Origin of the sequence: Bradyrhizobium sp. HKCCYLS3077 (assembly GCF_051167555.1) — a bacterium.
Taxonomy (GTDB): Bacteria; Pseudomonadota; Alphaproteobacteria; order Rhizobiales; family Xanthobacteraceae; genus Bradyrhizobium.
In genome coordinates this window covers 1,274,010-1,291,877 of the sequence record NZ_JBNPTH010000001.1, presented here as the reverse complement: position 1 = coordinate 1,291,877, position 17,868 = coordinate 1,274,010, and the positions used below count along the sequence as shown (strand labels likewise).

Here is a 17,868-nt window from a genome sequence, read left to right as displayed (position 1 = left end):
AAAACTCGGAGACAGTTTGTTGAAGGATTTATTTCTGGACCGATGTCTCCCACGAACATTCGCCGCGCCGAGCGTTGCGAAATTTTTGTGACAGCGCGGTTTGTCCGGTGACAAGGGCGACTGCGCCGTTGCATATACGCGCCGCGCAACGAGCGCGATCCGAGTTGTAAAAGAACGTATGTCAGCCCCTGCCTTGTCGAATGCGGCGCAAACTCTTGATGGCACCTCCGCACGCTCCAGCCCGCAGGATGGCGGCGGCGCATCGCAGGCACGAGCAGGAGTCCTCGGAGCCATGCGCGGTCTCGCCCGGGAGCCGCTGCTGCATTTCCTCGTTCTCGGCGGCCTGATCTTCGCGGCCGACGCTCTCCTCCATCCACCCGCGAAGGACGAGAAGGTCATCACGGTGAGCAAGGCGCTCCGCCAATCCTTCATCGACACGTTCGACGAAGACAAGCAGCGAACTCCGAGCGAGGCCGAGCTGCAGAAGATGGTCGAGGCCTGGGTCGCCAGCGAAATTCTCTATCGTGAAGGCAAGATCCTCGGCGTCGACCGGGGCGACGAGATGATCCGCGACCGCGTCGCGTTCAAGCTTCAATATCTGATCTTCGACCAGGTCCGCGTGCCGCAGCCGAACGACGAGCAGTTGCGGGCCTGGTTCGCCGACAATCACGCCCGATTCGACGAGCCCGAGCGCGTCAGCTTCTTCATGACGCCGCCCAGCGACGAAGCAACGGCGCGGCGCCATCTGGACGACATTCGCGAGCAGCGCGAGACCGAGGAGCTGCGCGACCAGACGCGCGCCATTCTCGATCGTCCGGTGCCGAGTCTCGCCGCAAGCTTCGGTGACGGCTTCAGCGAGGGCCTGCTGAAGGCGCCGCTGCAGGAATGGACCTTGCTGCAGTCGAAGGACGGCTGGCACGTGGTTCGCCTGGACGCGCGGTCGCCGGGCGCGGAGGCCAAATTTGAGGACATCCGGGCCGAGGCGGCCAAGATCTGGCACACCGAAGAGACGCGCAAGCGGGCCTGGGAGGCGGTGAGCCGGCTCAAGGCCAACTACACGATCAGGTACGAGCCGTGACCGCGGCCCGGGCTCTGCTTGCCATCACGCTTGCGCTCGCCGCACTGCTGCTCGCGCGGCCGGCGGCGGCGCATCAGGCGACCATCGCCGTGCTCGAATTTCGCGAGATGCGCGCGGGCGTCTTCATCGGACGGTGGACGACGCTGCCGAAAGACGGCGACAATCGCATCGAGCTCAAGATGCCGCCGCACTGCTTCCTCCGCCTGCCGGAACTGAACTGCGGCGACAAGGGCCTCGTCGGGCAGATGACGATCGCCAATCTCGGCGAGGACATGTCGGCCGCCATCATCCGCGTGACGTCCTTGGCGGGCGAGACGCGCAGCTACACGATCTCGGCGGCCAATCCGGTCGCGACCGTGCTCGGCACGGACGCTCCGACGCTCGAGACCTGGCTCGAGCTCGCGAAGACCTATGTCAATCTCGGCATCGACCATATCCTGCTCGGCGCCGATCATCTGCTGTTCGTGCTCGGGCTGATCTGGATCGTGCAGGGTGGCTGGCGCCTGTTCAAGACGATCACGGCCTTCACCATCGGCCACAGCTTTTCGCTCGCGGCCACGGCGTTCGGCTGGATCGGCGTTCCCGAGGCTCCGCTCAACGCCTGCATCGCGCTCAGCATCGTCTTCGTCGGCGTCGAGATCGTCAAGCAGCAGCGCGGCGAGATCGGGCTGACGGCGAAGTATCCTTGGGCCGTCGCCTTCAGCTTCGGTCTCGTGCATGGCATCGGCTTCGCCAGTGCGCTGGCCGGGCTCGGTCTCGAACGACGCATCCTGCCGGCGGCGCTGCTGTTCTTCAACATCGGCGTCGAGATCGGCCAGATCCTGTTCGTGCTGCTGGTTCTGGCATTGATCTGGGCGCATCGCCGTCTCGGCGCAGGGATGCCCCGGTGGGGCGTCGAGTTGCCGGCCTATGCCATCGGCTCGGTGTCGATGTTCTGGTTTCTCGGCCGGCTGGTGCGGGTGCTGGCGGCCGCATGAGGACGAACGGGATGATCATGATCGCGCGCAAAGTCCTGCAGTCCGCGTTGACGGCCGCGCTGCTCTCGGCGCTGACGGCAAGCCCGGGTCTGGCCCATGAGCAGACCGGGGTCGGCGGCGGCCTGGCAAGCGGACTGCTGCATCCCCTGACCGGGCTCGATCATCTCGTCGCGATGGTCGCGGTCGGCATCTGGGGCGCGCAGCTCGGCGGCGTTGCGGTCTGGGTGTTGCCGATCGTGTTTCCGATGGTGATGGCGTTCGGCGCGGTGCTCGGAATCCTCAAGATCGGGCTGCCCGTGCCGGAATTGGTGATTGCGCTGTCGGGATTGATCCTCGGTCTTGCGGTCGCCATGCGCATCCGGGTGCCATTCGTCGCGGCGGCGGCCATCGTTGCGGTGTTCGCGATCTTCCACGGCCATGCGCACGGCGTCGAGCTGCCCTCCGCTGCCAATCCGCTCGCCTATGGCTGCGGCTTCGTGGTCGCGACGGGCCTGCTGCATGCGTGCGGCATCACCATCGGCGCGCTGGCCCGCTGGCCGGCGGGAGAACGGGTGATCCAGGGCGTCGGCGCGGCCATCGCCGCGCTTGGCGGCTACTTCCTCGTCGCCAGTCTCGGAGCGTCGGCATGAGCGGGCGGCTGAGAACGGTTGTCCTTGCAGCGCTGCTGCTGACGCAAAGCCACATCGCGCACGCGCACATCGTCTCCGCCCGGCTCGGCGACTTCTATGCCGGCGCGCTGCATCCGCTGCTGACCTTGCAGGACGTGCTGGTCTGGATGGCACTCGGCCTGCTCGCCGGCTCGCTCGGCGCAGCCAGTGGACGCTGGCTGATCGTGGTGTTTCCGCTCGGTCTCTGTGCCGGCTTGGCGTTGGCCACAACTACGAGCATCGCTGCGCTGCCGCCGGTCGTGGACGCCGCGACCATTCTCCTGCTCGGATTGCTGCTCGCGGCCAGTCTCCGCATTCCGGTCGCGTTGCTGTGCGCCATTGCCTTCACCCTCGGGGTGATGCGTGGCACGGCAAACGCCGAAGAGCTCGTCGCGCAGACCGATCGTCTGCTCTACGCGGCGGGTCTCGCATGCGCCGGCTATGTCGTCATCACGCTGGTGACGGCGGTCGCGCTGTCGTTCCGGCGCCCCGACACCGAGCCCACGTCGAGCTGGCGCGGAATTACGCTCCGCGCGGTCGGCGGCTGGGTCGCCGCGGTCGGGCTGATGATGGCCGGACTATCCTTCGCCACCTGAGCGCGTCTATGCTGCTGGTGTCTCGCCTCACCCACCACCTCGCTTCGTGACCGACCTCATCCCCCTCATCTGCCTGCTCGTGTTGCTGCCGACCTGCGCGGGCCTGATCTGGACGGATCTGCGCAGCGGCATCCTGCCGGATTGGATGAACGCGCTGGTGGCCGCAAGCGGCTTCGTGCAAGCGGCATGGGCTGATCTGCAGGACGCGCTCTGGACTGCGGCCGCCGCGCTTGCTGTCGGCGCGGCGCTGCTGCTGCTGCGCCGCCTCTATTTCATTGCCCGCGGCCGGCAGGGCCTGGGGCTTGGCGACGTCAAATTTCTGATGGCCGCGACGTTTTGGACAGGGCTGGCGGGCCTGCCAATCCTGCTGCTGATGGCAACGCTCTCGGCGCTGGCGATGGTTCTCGTCCTCTATTCGACCGGGCGGCAGCTAAGCGGACAGACGGCGCTGCCGTTCGGTCCGTTTCTGGTCGGGGGTCTGCTCGCGGTGCTCGTGCTGCGCGCCAGCGGCCTCGATATGACGCTCTGACGCCCTCAGCGCGACCGCCGCGCCATCCGCTCCCGCCCGGTTGGCGGCGGCGGGGCGTCGACGTCACTGTCGCTATCGCTGCTCGCGGTCTCGCTCGGTTGCGGCATCGCCAGCGTGACGGTTTCGCCATCCTTCTGCAGCACCGCCTGGCGCGCCTGCAGCGATTGCAACGTCCAGCCCTCATGCGCGGTCCCCATGCGCAGCCGCAACGCGGCCTGCGACGATGGATCGATGAAGATGGCGAAGCTGTCCTCGCCGCCGACCACCGTGCCGACGAGCTGCAAATTCGGCCGTTCCGGCTCGCTCGGCGGAGGCGGCGGCGCACGCATCTCCACGACCGGAGCGACGGCCGGCAGTTCGGGCGGCCGCCGCGAGGCGGAGAAGATCGGCCGGTCGCGCATGGCCGACAGCGTCGCGATCGGCACGTCCCAGAGCGGGTTGACGCTGCTCCCTGCGGGTCTTGCCGGAAGCTGCGCGCCCGGTGCAATCGCGCTGACCACCTGCGGATCGGGAGAGCTTGCAGGGGCCTGCGGTGGCGCAGCCGGCTCGAGGCCTTCGACGTCCTCTCCCAGGGCGGGACTGAGCGCCACCGCAATGGCAAGCAGGCAGAGGAGCCAACGCATCACGATTGCCCCCTCCATTGACCGGACACCGTGAGCTGCACCCGCAGCCGCGCGCCTTCGCTGGCTGCCGCCGCCAGCGGCTGCTGGACATGCAGCTGATCGACGAACAGAAACGGCAGCCCGGCCTCGATGTCATAGAGCAGTTGCTGCAAGCCCGGCTGCTCCAGCTCGCAGCTGGCCACCACGCTGATCACGTTGGCGTTGGTCCGGGCGGCCGGCAGATCGACCTGGGTCGACAGCACGTTGCCGCCCGCCTTGGCGATCGCTTCCGTCAGCCGCTGCACCAGCGCGGCCCCGGCAATGGTCACCGTTCGCCCCTCGACGAACACCGAGCCGCTGGGGCCGGTCGAGACGTTCACGGTGGCCGCATCGGCAGGCCGCCTGCGTCCGGTGAACTGGACCATTTGCGCCTTGGCGTCGCCAAGCTCATCCTGTTTCGCGAGGAGATCGGCGACGGCCGACGTGCCGAGCCAGATCAGCGTGACGACGCTGACCACGTAGATCGCCGCAGCCGCAGCCGGCGAGTTGACGAAGATGCGGCGCGGCCAGCTCGACCAGTTCATGCGCGGTCTCCAAAATAGGCGTTGAGGCGCGCCTCGATGTGAAAGCGCTCGCCCGCCTCGCCCGCCGTCCGCGTGGTCGGCGCGTAGAAGGTGGCACGGCTGAATTGCGGCGACTGCTCGATCAGCCGGATCAGTGCCGGCGCGTCCTGGGTCACGCCGGAGATCTGCAGGCGATCGTTCTCGATATGCAGCTCGATGACATAGGTGCCGTCGGGCAGGATCTTCGACAGAGTCTCCAGCGCGATCACGCTCGCGGGGCTGGTCTGCTTGCGCTTTGCGAGAAGCCCGTCGGCCGCGGTTGCGCCAATGCCCGGCCGCAGCGCCGCGCGCAGCCGCGCAACCTGCGCCTGCGCATCCTCCAGCTCACCGTCGAGATATCGGCCGGTCAGCGTGGCAGCGATCAGCACCACGGCCGTTAGAGCGGCGACCGAAACCCATCCCAGCTTCAGAACGCTCCCGAGATCACGGCCGCCAGGCAGCGAAGAGCGCAGCGAGGCCTTGTAGATCGGGGTTGCCTCGCCTTCCGGCGCGTCGGCCTCGGCGACGACCACGATCCTCGCTGCGCCGACTTCTTCGGCAAAGGCCAATAGCGGCTGCATCAGCGCACGCGGCGTCGCCAGCAGCGTCAGGGCAATCCGGTCGTTGGACGCAGGGCGCGGCGCGCTGAAGCCGAACAGGACCTGATCGAGCGTCCACGGTGTCAGCCGGCCGATCTGCGTCCGGATCATGCCGTCGAGAAACGGCTCGGCCTGTTTGGGGAAGTCGAGCGGACGGACCAGCATGTTGTCGGCGGCGACATGCACCTCCAGCACACAGCCGCGCAGCGCTCGAAGCCATTCCGGCGAGAGCGCATGGCGCGGTGCGCCCGGGGCGAAGCTCATCGTGATTCCCGGCAGGGCCGCCTTCCCCTTGCCTGACGGCATCACCGTCAGCGTGATATGGTCCGGCCGCGCATAGCGGATCACGACGCGGCCGCGGGTCAGTTGCCGGTCGGCGATCGTCTCGGCCGCGATCGCGACCGTCGCGGTCCATGCGGTCAGGCCGCGCTCGATCGTCTCGGTCAGCTTCATGGCATCCGTCGCGCTTGGCGCGCGCCCCTCGGTTGCGGTCCTTCGTCCTGGCGCGCCAGCAGCCGATATGGCTCCTCGCCCTCGCCAGGGATGATCACGGCCGTCGCCGCGTATCGCAGCCCGCCCGCCGGATCGACGACGATCTTCAATCGATAGGCCTTGCTCTTGCCGCGCGCGGCATCCTTCGCAGCCGGCCCCAGCGTCTTGGCCAGGGCATCGGCGTCCCGCGTGCTGAGGAAATCCTTCAGGATCAGCGGCGTCATGCCCGGCAGGGCCGCCACCACCTCCGGCGGTGCAATCGCCGGATCGATTCCTGGAGAGCCATTGAACACCGTCACCAGCGGCAGCACGCGCGCGATGAGCGCGGCCGGCATCCCGAGAACCAGCGCAAGTTCGCCGACATGGGGGAATGGCGCCAGGCGTGGCATGCGCTTGAGGCCCGCCGCGGCATAGCGCGCCTCCTCGTCCCTGGCCTTCGCGGCATCGGACGGCTTGGACCGCCATGCCACCACCCGCTCGGCCATCTCCTTGGCGGCGTCTCGTTCGACGCCCGTCGTGACGAAGAGATTTGCGAGCATCTCCCTCGGCGCGGTGTTGAGATCGACGCGAGCAGACTCGTTGACGAACGACACGACGATGTCGTTGCCTGCGAGCGCCAAACGGAAGCCCCCCTGCTGCGGCCGCTCCTCTTCCTTGGGCAGCATCAGCCGATACGCCGACAATTCGATCGCCGCCGAGATCAGCGCATCCGCCTCGACCGTCTTGTCTTCGAGCCGCAGCAATCGCGCCGAAGCTCCCAGTTGCTGCGAGACGACGACCACGAGCACTGAGAGCGCAGCGAGCATCCACAGCGCGGCGATGAGGATGAAGCCGTCCTCAGCGCCGCGCTGATCTATGTCCCGTCTGTTGATCTGCGTCGCGCGCATCAGTCGATCAGCCCATCATTGCTGGCGGGTGGCGGCTCAGGCGTTGGCGGCTCGGGCGCGGCCGGCGGCGGTTTGGGACCGCCGCCGCTGTCGGCAGCGATCGCCGCGCCGCCAGGCGTATCGACCTGAATACGGACCGCGCTGACCAGGATAGGCCGCCCACCGCGGCTCTCGTCGCGGATCGTCATCCGGACCGCAAACGGCAGCCTGGCGGCGTCGTGCCATTCCGGCCTCCAGGCCATCGACCGGTCGGCATAGGCGAAGGACATCCGAAACGGTCGAGACAGCAGCACGACGGACTCGCCAAAGCGAAAATGATCGCTCGCCACCTGGCCCGCGGGAAGAACATCGAATGCCGCGCGCGACCGCAGCACGGCGCGTTCGCTGCCTGTATCCTCCTCGCCGATCCTGATGACCGCGAGCCCGTGCCCGGAGTTGGGGCCGATGTCCGTGCGGACGAATGTCGCCGAAAACTCCTCGCCGATGAACAGCGGCCCCTTCTGCTCGCGGCTGACCGAGACGAACTCCGCCGCCGCAAGATCCTCTCCCGCGCGGCGCAGCGCGGCGGCGACCATCTCGGCGCGTTGCACGCGATCGAGCCCACGCTGCCAGGCCGGCAGCCATTGCGATGTCACGGCCAGCAGCGCGGACAGCACGATTCCCGCAATCGCGAGCGCGCCGAGCGCCTCGATCAGCGCGAAACCGGCTGTGCCTGAACGATCGGATCTGGCGCTCATCAGCGTTGTGCCCGAACGAGCCGCACCGTCTGCAGTTCGGCGACGGCGCCGGAGCCAGTTGTCACGCGCAAGCTGACGGCTTCCGGCACCCAGCCCTGCTGTCCCGCGGGCTGGCCCCAGTCGCCGCCGAGCGGCGCGATCTGCAGCGCCACCGATCCGGAGCCGGAGCGCTGCGCGCTGCTGCCGGGCTGCAGGCGGCTGCGATCGGCCAGCGCCGTCGCGAGCGCCAGCCGCGCATCGGTCACGAGCGTGACATGCTGCTCGAGCTTGCGAACGCCTGCCGCATTGCGCGACACCACGGCGCCGATGGCGACGATCGACACGGTGACGACAGCGAGCGCGACGAGCACCTCGATCAGCGTGAAGCCGGCCTCGGTGGCGCCGGCATGTTCAGCCAGCGGCGTGTGCGCGCGAGACAATGTCGATCCTCCCCGTCAGCCAGTTGACCCTGATCTCCAGGCTGAGATCGGCGCGCGACAGCGTGATCGCTCCGCCGCAGGACAGGCCGTCCGGAAAAAAGCTGATCGTCGACGGCACCGGCCGATGCTGGCAGCTGCGCGGCAGCGTCGCCTGGAAGCCGACGTCATCTGGCAGCCGCAGGGCGGTCGCGCTGCCGCCGGCACGGATCAACCGCCGCGACGTGTCGATCTGCGTGTCGATCCGCGTCCCGTTGCGAAGCGACGCGGCACGATCCGACTTCAACAGCGTCACGGCCTGCAGCGCATAGGCCTGCAGCCGCGGCCGCGAGGTCTGCCGCGGCAGATAAGGCAGCGCGACCGACGCCAGCAGCGCGATGATCGCGAGCACGCAGACCATCTCGAGCAGCGTGAAGCCGCGCTGTCCCACCTCACTCACTGCGCGCGCTCGTCTGCGTGCCCAGCACGATATCGGCCGCGGTGCCGGTGCCGCCCTCCTGGCCATCGGCGCCGTAGGACATGATGTCATAGGGCCCGTGGTCGCCCGGCGCGCGGTAGACATAGGCCGTATTCCAGGGGTCCTTGGGCACGGCGCCGCCCTTGAGATAGGGACCGTTCCAGGCGCTCAGTCCGGCCGGCCGCTGCGCCAGCGCCGCCAGCCCCTCGGATGTCGAGGGATAGCGGCCGGCATCGAGATAGAACAGGTCGAGCGCGGCCGAGAAGCTCTGCAACTGAATCCGTGCCGCCTTGGTCTTGGACTCGCTGAGATAGTTAAGCACGCGCGGGCCGATCAGTCCCATGATCAGGCCGATGATGGTGATGACGACCAGCATCTCGACGAGCGTGAAGCCGCGTTCGCCGTCGCGTCCGGCCTGGATCGCCAACCTGGTTCGCATGTCAGATGTCATGTCACTCTCCTTGAACGCGATCAGCCGACCAGCTGGGTGACTGAAAGAAGGGCCGTCATGATCGACACGATCAGACCTCCCACGACGATACTGATGAGCAGAATGGCGGCAGGCCCGACGATGCCGACGACGCGATCGAGCCCGCGCTGCAGCTTGGCCTCATAGAATTCGGCAATGCGCGTCGACAGCGTCGGCAACTGGCCGGTCTCCTCGCCGAGCCGCAGCATGCGCAGCGCCATCGGCGGCAGCATGTTGTCCGTCGACAGCGCCTGGGACAGCTTGCCGCCGTGACGCACGCGGTCCGCGGCCGCGGACCACGGCGTGCGCGACGATGTCACCGACATCACGTCGACCAGGATGCGCAGCGCCGCGCTCAGATTGACGCCGCAGCCGAGCAGCAGGCCGAGATTCCGGCAGAACAGGCTCGTTCGATAGAACATCAGGATGCTGCCGATGCCGGGCACCACGGCCAGCGCGCTGGTCAGCGCGGCGCGGACGGCGGCCTGTCGCAGGAGCCACCAGGCGATAACGATCAGGGCAGCACAGCACAGCGCGATGACCGTCGCATTGGCGCGGAGGAGGTCCGACAGCGTCATGAAGAAGCCGAGCGCGGTATCGGCCCGGCCGCCGAAATCGCGCAGCACCGCGGAGAAATTCGGCAGCACGGCGACGAGAAAGAACAGCATCACGCCGATCGCGGCGAGGAACACAAAGGCGGGGTACTGCATCGCATCGGTCAGCTTGCGCCGCGTCGCCTCGGATCGCTCCCGCTCGCCGGCGAGCGCGGTCAGCACGTGATCGAGTGTTCCCGAGGCTTCACCGACACGCATCAAGGCGACGTACATCGGCGAGAACAGCGCCGGCTGCGCCGCGGCGGCATCGGCGAAGCTCTCACCGCTCATGATGGCCGCGCGCAGCCGAGCCACGACGGGGCGAAGACGGCCGAGATCGGAATCGCTCGACAGCAGATCCAAGGCATCATCGAGCCGTGCGCCCGCCTTGAGCAGCAAGGCCAGATCACGCGTGAAGGTCGTGACCTCAGCGGCCGTCGGGCCTCCGAACGAGAGTCCGATCGAAGATCCCGCGCCCGCCTTCTTCTCCTCGACGGTCTCGATCGGCAGCAGTTGCAGATAGGAAATGCGCTGCTCCACCTCGCCGCGCGACGGGGCCTCGATCGAACCGACGACGATCTCCCCGGATTGTGTCAGCGCGCGATAGCGATAGTTCGGCACCATGCACCTCAGCGCGCCACGAGAACACGAAGCAGTTCGGACACGGAGGTGACGCCGGCGCGGCACTTGGCGACGCCATCATCCAGCATCGTCGTCATCCCCTCCTGGGTCGCCTGCCGGTCGATCGCGAGGCCATCTGCGCCGTCGGCGATCAGTTGACGGACACTGCCGGTCAGCTCGAGCAATTCGAACACGCCGACCCGGCCGCGATAGCCGCTTCCGCCGCAACGCTCGCAGCCGGCCGGATGCCAGACGATGTCGCCGGGCACGAGGCCGAGGTGACCGAGGCGCGGATCGTCGCGGCAGGTCTCGTCGTCGATCGGCCGGGCGACCTTGCAGTGCTCGCAGAGCTGACGCACCAGGCGCTGGGCGATGACCGCGCGCAACGTCGAGCGCAGGAGATAGCCTTCCACGCCGAGATCGAGCAGGCGCGGCACGGCCGCCGCCGCCGTTTCGGTATGCAGCGTGGTCAGCACGAGATGGCCGGTCAACGCCGCATGCACCGCGACATGCGCGGTCTCGCTGTCGCGGATCTCGCCGACCATGATGACGTCGGGATCCTGGCGAACGAAGGAGCGCAGCGCGCTGGCGAAGGTCAGCCCGATCGCGGGCTTGATCTGCGACTGGTTGATTCCGGGAATCTCATATTCCACGGGATCCTCGACGGTGAGGATCTTGCGCTCGGGCGTGTTGAGCATCGACAGGATCGTCGCCAGCGTCGTGGTCTTGCCGCTGCCGGTCGGCCCGGTGATCACGATCATGCCATGCGGCAGCGTCATCAGGCGCCGAAGAGCCGCGTCGTCGCGCGTCGAGAGCCCGAGGCGGCTCGCGACCAGCTGCGAGCGATCCTTCGGCAGGATACGCAGCACGGCGGACTCGCCATGCTGCGTCGGCATGATGGCGACGCGGACGTCGATCTCCGCGCGACCGGCACGGATGCGCGCCGCACCGTCCTGCGGCAGGCGGCGCTCGGCAATGTTGAGACCGGCCACGATCTTGATGCGCGAAATCACCGCCTGGGGCAGGACGCCGGTGGGCGCCGCGATCGGCCGCAGCAGGCCATCGACCCGGAGCCTGACCACGAGTCCGGTCGAGAACGGTTCGATGTGGATGTCGCTGGCGCGCATCTCCACCGCTCTCTCGATGAGATCGTTGACGGCGCGCACGACCGGCGCGCCGCTGGCGAGGTCGCGAAGGCTTTCGATATCGTCGTCGCGAAGCTCCTGGGCCGGCGACATCTCGGAGTCGTCACCCGAGCCGAGCCGCTGGTCGAGCACCACGGCAATGTCCTCGTGCGAGGCGACCTTGAACAGCGTGGCCGGACCGAGCACCAGTTCGGCCGCGCGGCGCACCGCCTGATCGGTCGGATCGGCCATCGCGAACACGGCCCCGCCTTCGGCGGTCCTGTAGGGATAGCCGAGGACTTCGCGCAGAAAACGCTCGGAGAATTCTCCGACGGCCGGCTGGGCCGCGAGGAGATCACGCAGCGGCGCGCGCTCCAGGCCCGTGAAGTCCGCAACCTCCTGCGCGAACACCTCGGCCGTGAGGCCGAACTTTTCCCACAGCGCCGTCTGCGCCTCGCCTGCGGCCGCAACTTCGCCGGACGCCCGCGGATGGCGCTCGCGCAAATAGGCCTGGAATTGAGTCGACAGTGTACCGCTCATGGCGTGATCCGGGTGGCGCCCGTGCCGGCACAACGTCTCGGCACCCCGCAACTGGCGACCGACGTTATCGATCGCGAACATGACGGCTGTACGAAAACAGCGACGCCGACATTTGAGACACACAGGCGGCGCAAAGGTCGGCCGCCCTCAGCGAAGATACATAAGTGTCATATTAGGCCGCTATGCAGGCTCGGGTCCGGACGTGCCTCATGACGTTTGGGCCAGTCCACACGAGTAGATCGGCAAGTCCATGTTTCGTCTCGGCAATCGAAGCCAGTCCGCTGCGGTTGTCCGTCATGCCTCATTGCTCGCGATCGCAGTGTCGCTCGCGTCATGCAACATGGCGACCCTGAACTCCCAGGCCAGCGCGCCGGCGGACGTCGACGTCACCGACAAGGTGCGGTCGCTCGACATCCTGCCGCGTGACAACACACCGGTGGCATCGATCCAGAGCCGCCCCGAGGCCGAGCGTGCGACGGCCCGGACCTATCAGGGGACGATGGTGCAAGAGGTTGCCGAGGCCAGGCCGCTGCCGGCCGCCGACGGCAAAGGCTATGACCTCAACTTCGAGAACACGCCGATTGCCGCGGTCGCCAAAGTGGTGATCGGCGACATTCTCGGCGTCGGTTACTCGATCGATCCGCGCGTGCAGGGCAGCGTCAGCCTGGTGTCGGCGCGCCCGGTGCCGAAGTCCGATATTCTCTTTGTTCTTGAAAGCGCGCTTCGGCTGTCCGGCGTCGTGCTGGTGCGCGAGGGCGGCGGCTACAAGCTGACGCCGCTCGGCGACGCGATCGGCGGCGGCCGGGTCGATGGCGAGGCGGGCCGCGCCGAGCCGGGCTACGGCGTCTCAGTGGTGCCGCTGCAATATGTCGGCGCGCAGACCATCCTCAAGCTGATGGACAGCTTCGCCACCCGCGCCGGCAGCGTGCGCGCGGATTCGACACGAAACCTGCTGCTCATCCAGGGCACCGGACCCGAGCGGCGCTCCGCGATCGAGACGGCGCTGAGCTTCGACGTCGATTGGATGCGCGGCCAATCGGTCGGCGTGTTTCCGGTCAGCAACTCGGCGCCCGAGCCGATCGTGGCTGAGCTCGAGAAGATCATGGACAGCGGCGAGAACGGGCTGAGCCAGAACCTGGTGAAGCTGCAGGTCATCAGCCGGCTGAATGCGATCATGGTGGTGGCACGCAAGCCGGCGCTGCTGCAGAGCGCCGCGACCTGGATCCGACGGCTCGACCAGGCGGACTCCGGGCGCACCAGCGTCCACGTCTATCGAATCCGCTACGGCGATGCGCGGCAGCTCGCCAAGATCCTCTCCGACATGTTCGGCGGCGCCGGCTCGTCGTCATCCACGGATAGCGCAGACGGCCAGACGGCGCCGGGCTCGGACGGCACCACGACCTCCGTTGCCGACCGACTGTCCTTCAACACGGGCTCGTCCAGCTCCGGCGCCAATCCGTCGAGCCGCATGCAGGGCGCATCGGGCCTGACCGGCACCGCCACTTCGAACTCCAGTCCCGCCAGCACCCCGCCGACCTCGACCGGATTGGAGTCGCGCAGCGGCGGCGCGGGCGGACAGGCGCTGATGCCCAACGTGCGCATCACGCCGGACACGGTCAACAATTCGCTGCTGATCTACGCGGACCGCGAGAACTACCGCACCATCTCCAGCACGCTGCAGCAGCTCGACCAGCCGGTGCTCCAGGTCGGCATCGAGGCGACCATCGCCGAGGTCACCTTGACCAACGAGCTGTCCTACGGCGTGCAGTCCTATCTCTCGAGCAAGTTCCTCGGCCTCGGCACCGATCGGGGCTCGATCTCCAACACGCAGGCAACATCGGTCGCCACGGCCACGGCGTCAACTGCCGCGAGCGCTCTCATCAATCGCGCGCTTCCCGGCTTCAACTTCCTGATCGGCAGCGAGACGTCGCCCAACATCATCCTGGACGCGCTTCACACCGTGACCAGCGTCAAGGTGCTGTCCAATCCGTCGCTGGTGGTGATCAACAACCAGACCGCGACGCTGCAGGTCGGCGACGTCGTGCCGGTCTCGACCGGCAGCGCCACGGTGCTGTCGTCGAGCAACACCGTCGTCAACACCATCGATTATCGCAACACCGGCATCATCCTGCGCGTCGTGCCGCGCATCGCGGCCAACGGCAATGTGCGGCTCGAGGTCGAGCAAGAAATCAGCAACGTCGCGGCGCAGAGCTCATCGAGCCTGACGCCGACGGTGTCGCAGCGCAAGGTCAAGAGCGCGATCTCGGTCGCCAACGGCCAGACCGTGCTGCTCGCCGGCCTGATCAGTGAGCAGCAGAACGGCAACCGCAACGGCATTCCGGGCTTCGATGAAATTCCGGTGCTGGGCGACGCCTTCTCGCATCAGGGCAAGAAGGGCACGCGGACCGAGCTGATCATCTTCATCCGCCCGCAGATCATCAGGGACGGCAGCGATGCGCATCAAGTGGCCGAAGAACTCCGTTCCAAGCTCCGCGGCTCGGTCGGAGCCGCCATCACGGATGAACTGCGTGTCCGCACCACGCGCTGAGACCCGTCGTACGGCGATGCCGACGCGGCGCGGCTCCATCCTCGCGCTCGCCGCGGCCTGCCTGCTGCTGGGCAGCTGGCCCTCACTTGCGCATGCCGACTCGGTCGCGGCGGCCCGGAGCGCGTATGCGCTGGGCGACTTCGTCCGTGCGGTCCGCGTGCTCACGCCGCTCGCCTTGCGCGGCGATCCGCGCGCCCAGGCCATGCTCGGCTTCATGTACGAGAACGGCTTCGGCACGCCGCAGGCCTATGTCGTCGCCAGCGATCTCTATTGTCAGGCCGCCGCCGCCGGCAACCCGTTCGGCCAAGCCATGCTCGGGCTGATGTACGACAAGGGCCACGGCGTCCCGCAGGACGTAGTGCTCGCCTACAAATGGCTGAATCTTGCAGCTGCCAATACCGGCCATGCGCAGCGCAGCTACTATCTGCGCCTGCGCAACGCGGTCGCGTCGAAGATGTCGGCGAGCCAGATCGCGCAAGGCCAGGCGCTGGCGCTCGCCTGGATTCCCGGCCAGCTCTGATCGCGGCTCGCCGCTCCCGCACATCCCATCAGCAGACATCCGCTGCCAGCTGACGCATCGCTGCGATCCGCGGAACGGCGCACGCGTGTCGTTTCGTTGCGCGCTGTCACAAAACCGCATCGAGATCGACACTGCGTTGCAATTTGTTGCCGCGATAAATCGTCGCAGGCACTGCATCACTCCGAGCCGGTGCCGACCACCACTCCGTCGGGAGACATCCATGACCAGAATAGTCACGCGATCCAAGGCGATCGCGCTCGCGACCACTGCTGTGTTCGCAAGCACCAGCGTCGCACCGGCCTTCGCAGGCCCTGCGACCAGCACGCCCATCGAGCACGTCATTATCATCGTCGGTGAGAACCACACCTTCGACAATCTGTTCGGCACCTACAAGCCGAAGCCGGGCCAGAGCATCGACAATCTGCTGAGCAAGGGCATCGTCAATGAAGACGGCTCACCCGGCCGGCATTTCAAGAAGGCCGAGCAGCGGATCGGCCGCGATGAGGTGCGCTACGGCGCCGAGACCGCCTCGACCGGCGCCTATGCGACCTTGCCGCAGCCCTACACGACCTACGGCATCGGCCTGCCGCAGAACGTGCTCGACACCCGCTTTCCGGCCAATCTTCCCAACGGGCCGTACCAGATCTCGAAATACGTGACCTATGCCGCCTACACTGGCGATCCGGTGCATCGGTTCTTCCAGATGTGGCAGGACATCGACGGCGGCAAGCACGACAAGTTCGTGTGGGTCGAACAGACCATCGGCACCGGCTCGAACGGCAAGCCCTATCCGGCCGGCGGCTTCAATCCGATGGAAGGCGCCATCTCGATGGGTTTCTACAACATGAACCCGTTCACCGACGCGACCGGCAAGGCGCAGCCCGGCGATGCGCCGTTCTTCAAGCAGCTGGCCGACGAATATGCGATCAGCGACAACTATCACCAGGCGATCATGGGCGGCACCGGCGCCAACTTCCAGTCGCTGGTGACCGGACACGCGGCGTTCTTCACCAACCCCGAAACCATGAACGGCGCTCCCGCAGTGCCCTATGCCAACCAGATCGAGAACCCGGATCCGGTCCCCGGCACCAACAATTACTACAAGCAGGACGGCTATAGCGGCGGCTCCTATGTCAATTGCTCCGATCCGACCGCACCGGGGGTGGCCGCGATCAACGAGCAGCTGCTCAAGAACGGCGTCTACGACAACCGCTGCGCGCCGAACCACTATTATTTGGTCAACAACTACAACATGTTCTGGAATCAGAGCAGCACGAAGCCGAATGCGCTCGGTTCCGACAAGTTCGTGCTGCCGCCGCAGAGCGCCCCCACCATTGCCGACGTGATGACGGCGCGCGGCGTGTCGTGGAAGTACTACAGCGCCGATCGCGGCGACGACGCCACGACCTTCGCCAAGAGCGTCGACGGCGTTCCGCTGCTGTTCCACTCCTACTGCGGCATCTGCGACCCGCTGACCGGCTTCATCAAGATCATGAAGACCCCGTCGGAGGAAGCCAAGCTGCAGAACTATGGCGCGTTCATCAAGGACGTCGAGAACTCCACGCTGCCTGCCGTCTCGTTCGTGCGCCCGTTCGAGGCACTGGCCGGCCACCCGGCCGACTCAACCACCGACCTCTACGAGAAGTTCCTCGAGGCGCTGATCAATCGCGTCAAGGCCAATCCGAAGATCTGGGCCAAGACCGCAATCTTCATCACGACCGACGAAGGCGGCGGCTACTACGACTCCGGCTACGTCCAGCCGGTGGATTTCCTCGGTGACGGCACCCGCATCCCGTTCATCGTCGTCTCCCCGCTCGCCAAGAAGGGTCATGTCGACCACACCTACTACGACCATGTCTCGCTGTTGAAGTTCATCGAGCGCAACTGGCGGCTGCCGACGATCTCGGCCGTGAGCCGCGACCATCTCCCCAATCCGATCCATGATCGCGACGATCACCTGTATGTGCCGCGGAACCGCCCGGCGATCGGCGACCTCATGAATCTGTTCGTGTTCGCGGATCGGGACGGCGATCACGATGGCGATGATGGCTGGCACCATCACGACCACGATCATCACGGCTACGGCGTCGATCGCTGGTAATTGAAAGCGACCATGATGAGGAGCCCGCTGCACAATACGGCGGGCTCTGATCATCTGATCCAGCGTATTGGCCGCGACCGGCATCGCAGATCCGTCAGGAGGATGTCATCGTCACGCCCCCGCTATCGAGGCTCCGCATCGTTGCGCGGCCGCTTCCCTGCAAGCGGCCGCGCAACCGAGATCTTAGGGGATCTTGCACATGCAATTTCGATTATCCTCAGCAGCAGCGGCCAGCGGCCAGCGGGCAGCGGCCAGCGGCTGGAGAATTTCGTCCGCGTTGAAACGTTCGGCGACAACCAGGGCAACGACAACAACGATGTACGCTGGCTCGAGGTCACCGTCGATCCGCGCAGCCGCGACGTATTCTCCTACCAGCCTGTCACGGTGCCCGCGAACCGCACTGCGGTGCCGGCGCCGACCAGGTACTGATAACGCTTTGCCTAGCGTCCAAGAAAAGACCTGACGGCGCATGCGTTGGCGCGAACAGCGACCAACCCGACATGCGTCTGCTTCGGCGGACCGGACCTCAAGACGCTGTTCGTCACGACGGCAAAAGGACGCACAAAAACAAAACTCCCGCAGCCGGTCGGCTACGGGAGTTCAGTCTTGTTGCGGGGAGGCGCAACCACCGATTCCGACATTCGCTTGCTGTCGTCATCTGAGGTGCCGACGGCGCCTTCAAGTCGGGTGCATCGATAGACTATCCAAACGATTGGTCTTGCGTTGTTCCTCG

19 protein-coding genes and 1 pseudogene are annotated in these 17,868 nt (G+C 66.8%); 10 read left to right on the top strand and 10 right to left on the bottom strand.

The annotated features are described in order from the left end of the window. Positions 1-178 precede the first annotated feature (178 nt). The 5 genes from ACQR0Z_RS05715 to ACQR0Z_RS05695 are packed head-to-tail and all read left to right on the top strand — an operon-like array spanning position 179 to position 3,827. A complete protein-coding gene (locus ACQR0Z_RS05715) occupies positions 179-1,078 on the top strand; it encodes a peptidyl-prolyl cis-trans isomerase (protein WP_434917939.1) in 900 nt (299 codons plus the stop codon). Continuing rightward, complete coding sequence (locus ACQR0Z_RS05710; protein ID WP_434917938.1) at positions 1,075-2,055, top strand: HupE/UreJ family protein; 981 nt, start codon at positions 1,075-1,077, stop codon at positions 2,053-2,055. The genes ACQR0Z_RS05715 and ACQR0Z_RS05710 overlap by 4 nt, the downstream gene beginning before the upstream one ends. Before the next feature lie 17 nt (positions 2,056-2,072). Next, entirely contained in the window at positions 2,073-2,684 is a 612-nt protein-coding gene (locus tag ACQR0Z_RS05705) for a HupE/UreJ family protein (RefSeq protein ID WP_434860072.1), read from the top strand. Beyond that, entirely contained in the window at positions 2,681-3,298 is a 618-nt protein-coding gene (locus ACQR0Z_RS05700) for a HupE/UreJ family protein (RefSeq protein ID WP_434917937.1), read from the top strand. The genes ACQR0Z_RS05705 and ACQR0Z_RS05700 overlap by 4 nt, the downstream gene beginning before the upstream one ends. 46 nt (positions 3,299-3,344) lie before the next feature. Beyond that, entirely contained in the window at positions 3,345-3,827 is a 483-nt protein-coding gene (locus tag ACQR0Z_RS05695) for a prepilin peptidase (RefSeq protein ID WP_434917936.1), read from the top strand. Positions 3,828-3,832: 5 nt separating this feature from the next. Here the strand turns inward: ACQR0Z_RS05695 and ACQR0Z_RS05690 are convergent, their stop codons facing one another. Genes ACQR0Z_RS05690 through ACQR0Z_RS05645 form a run of 10 tightly spaced genes read right to left on the bottom strand, consistent with a single transcriptional unit; the run spans position 3,833 to position 11,966 of the window. After that, entirely contained in the window at positions 3,833-4,450 is a 618-nt protein-coding gene (locus tag ACQR0Z_RS05690) for a hypothetical protein (protein WP_434918032.1), read from the bottom strand. Further along, on the bottom strand, positions 4,450-5,013 hold the full coding sequence (gspM, locus tag ACQR0Z_RS05685) for a type II secretion system protein GspM (protein WP_434917935.1): 564 nt from the start codon (positions 5,011-5,013) through the stop codon (positions 4,450-4,452). The genes ACQR0Z_RS05690 and gspM overlap by 1 nt, the downstream gene beginning before the upstream one ends. Beyond that, positions 5,010-6,083: a PilN domain-containing protein gene (locus ACQR0Z_RS05680; RefSeq protein WP_434917934.1), complete on the bottom strand. Its 1,074-nt coding sequence runs from the start codon at positions 6,081-6,083 to the stop codon at positions 5,010-5,012. The genes gspM and ACQR0Z_RS05680 overlap by 4 nt, the downstream gene beginning before the upstream one ends. Then, positions 6,080-7,009, bottom strand: a complete 930-nt coding sequence (locus ACQR0Z_RS05675; RefSeq protein ID WP_434879575.1) for a general secretion pathway protein GspK — start codon at positions 7,007-7,009, stop codon at positions 6,080-6,082. Before ACQR0Z_RS05675 ends, ACQR0Z_RS05680 begins: the two co-directional genes overlap by 4 nt. Next, a complete protein-coding gene (locus ACQR0Z_RS05670; RefSeq protein WP_434917933.1) occupies positions 7,009-7,746 on the bottom strand; it encodes a type II secretion system protein in 738 nt (245 codons plus the stop codon). The genes ACQR0Z_RS05675 and ACQR0Z_RS05670 overlap by 1 nt, the downstream gene beginning before the upstream one ends. After that, positions 7,746-8,165, bottom strand: coding sequence for a prepilin-type N-terminal cleavage/methylation domain-containing protein (locus ACQR0Z_RS05665; protein WP_434879577.1), 420 nt, complete (start codon positions 8,163-8,165; stop codon positions 7,746-7,748). Before ACQR0Z_RS05665 ends, ACQR0Z_RS05670 begins: the two co-directional genes overlap by 1 nt. Next, positions 8,137-8,601, bottom strand: a complete 465-nt coding sequence (locus ACQR0Z_RS05660; RefSeq protein ID WP_434879578.1) for a pilus assembly FimT family protein — start codon at positions 8,599-8,601, stop codon at positions 8,137-8,139. The genes ACQR0Z_RS05665 and ACQR0Z_RS05660 overlap by 29 nt, the downstream gene beginning before the upstream one ends. Beyond that, positions 8,594-9,070, bottom strand: a complete 477-nt coding sequence (gene gspG / locus ACQR0Z_RS05655) for a type II secretion system major pseudopilin GspG (RefSeq protein ID WP_434879579.1) — start codon at positions 9,068-9,070, stop codon at positions 8,594-8,596. The genes ACQR0Z_RS05660 and gspG overlap by 8 nt, the downstream gene beginning before the upstream one ends. 20 nt (positions 9,071-9,090) lie before the next feature. After that, positions 9,091-10,302, bottom strand: coding sequence for a type II secretion system F family protein (locus ACQR0Z_RS05650; RefSeq protein WP_434918031.1), 1,212 nt, complete (start codon positions 10,300-10,302; stop codon positions 9,091-9,093). A gap of 8 nt (positions 10,303-10,310) precedes the next feature. Continuing rightward, positions 10,311-11,966 (bottom strand): GspE/PulE family protein, encoded by a 1,656-nt coding sequence (locus ACQR0Z_RS05645; protein WP_434917932.1) that lies wholly within the window; start codon positions 11,964-11,966, stop codon positions 10,311-10,313. Positions 11,967-12,216: 250 nt separating this feature from the next. Between ACQR0Z_RS05645 and gspD the strand changes: the two genes are divergently transcribed. From gspD to ACQR0Z_RS05620, 5 genes and pseudogenes are all read left to right on the top strand, one after another. After that, positions 12,217-14,514, top strand: coding sequence for a type II secretion system secretin GspD (gene gspD, locus ACQR0Z_RS05640; RefSeq protein WP_434917931.1), 2,298 nt, complete (start codon positions 12,217-12,219; stop codon positions 14,512-14,514). Further along, complete coding sequence (locus tag ACQR0Z_RS05635) at positions 14,486-15,034, top strand: tetratricopeptide repeat protein (protein ID WP_434917930.1); 549 nt, start codon at positions 14,486-14,488, stop codon at positions 15,032-15,034. Before gspD ends, ACQR0Z_RS05635 begins: the two co-directional genes overlap by 29 nt. Positions 15,035-15,254: 220 nt before the next feature. Further along, complete coding sequence (locus tag ACQR0Z_RS05630) at positions 15,255-17,135, top strand: alkaline phosphatase family protein (RefSeq protein WP_434917929.1); 1,881 nt, start codon at positions 15,255-15,257, stop codon at positions 17,133-17,135. 246 nt (positions 17,136-17,381) lie between these two features. After that, positions 17,382-17,564: pseudogene (locus tag ACQR0Z_RS05625) on the top strand (hypothetical protein); the annotation flags it as partial. A gap of 45 nt (positions 17,565-17,609) precedes the next feature. Beyond that, complete coding sequence (locus ACQR0Z_RS05620) at positions 17,610-17,834, top strand: SMP-30/gluconolactonase/LRE family protein (protein WP_434917928.1); 225 nt, start codon at positions 17,610-17,612, stop codon at positions 17,832-17,834. The last annotated feature ends 34 nt before the right edge of the window (positions 17,835-17,868 follow it).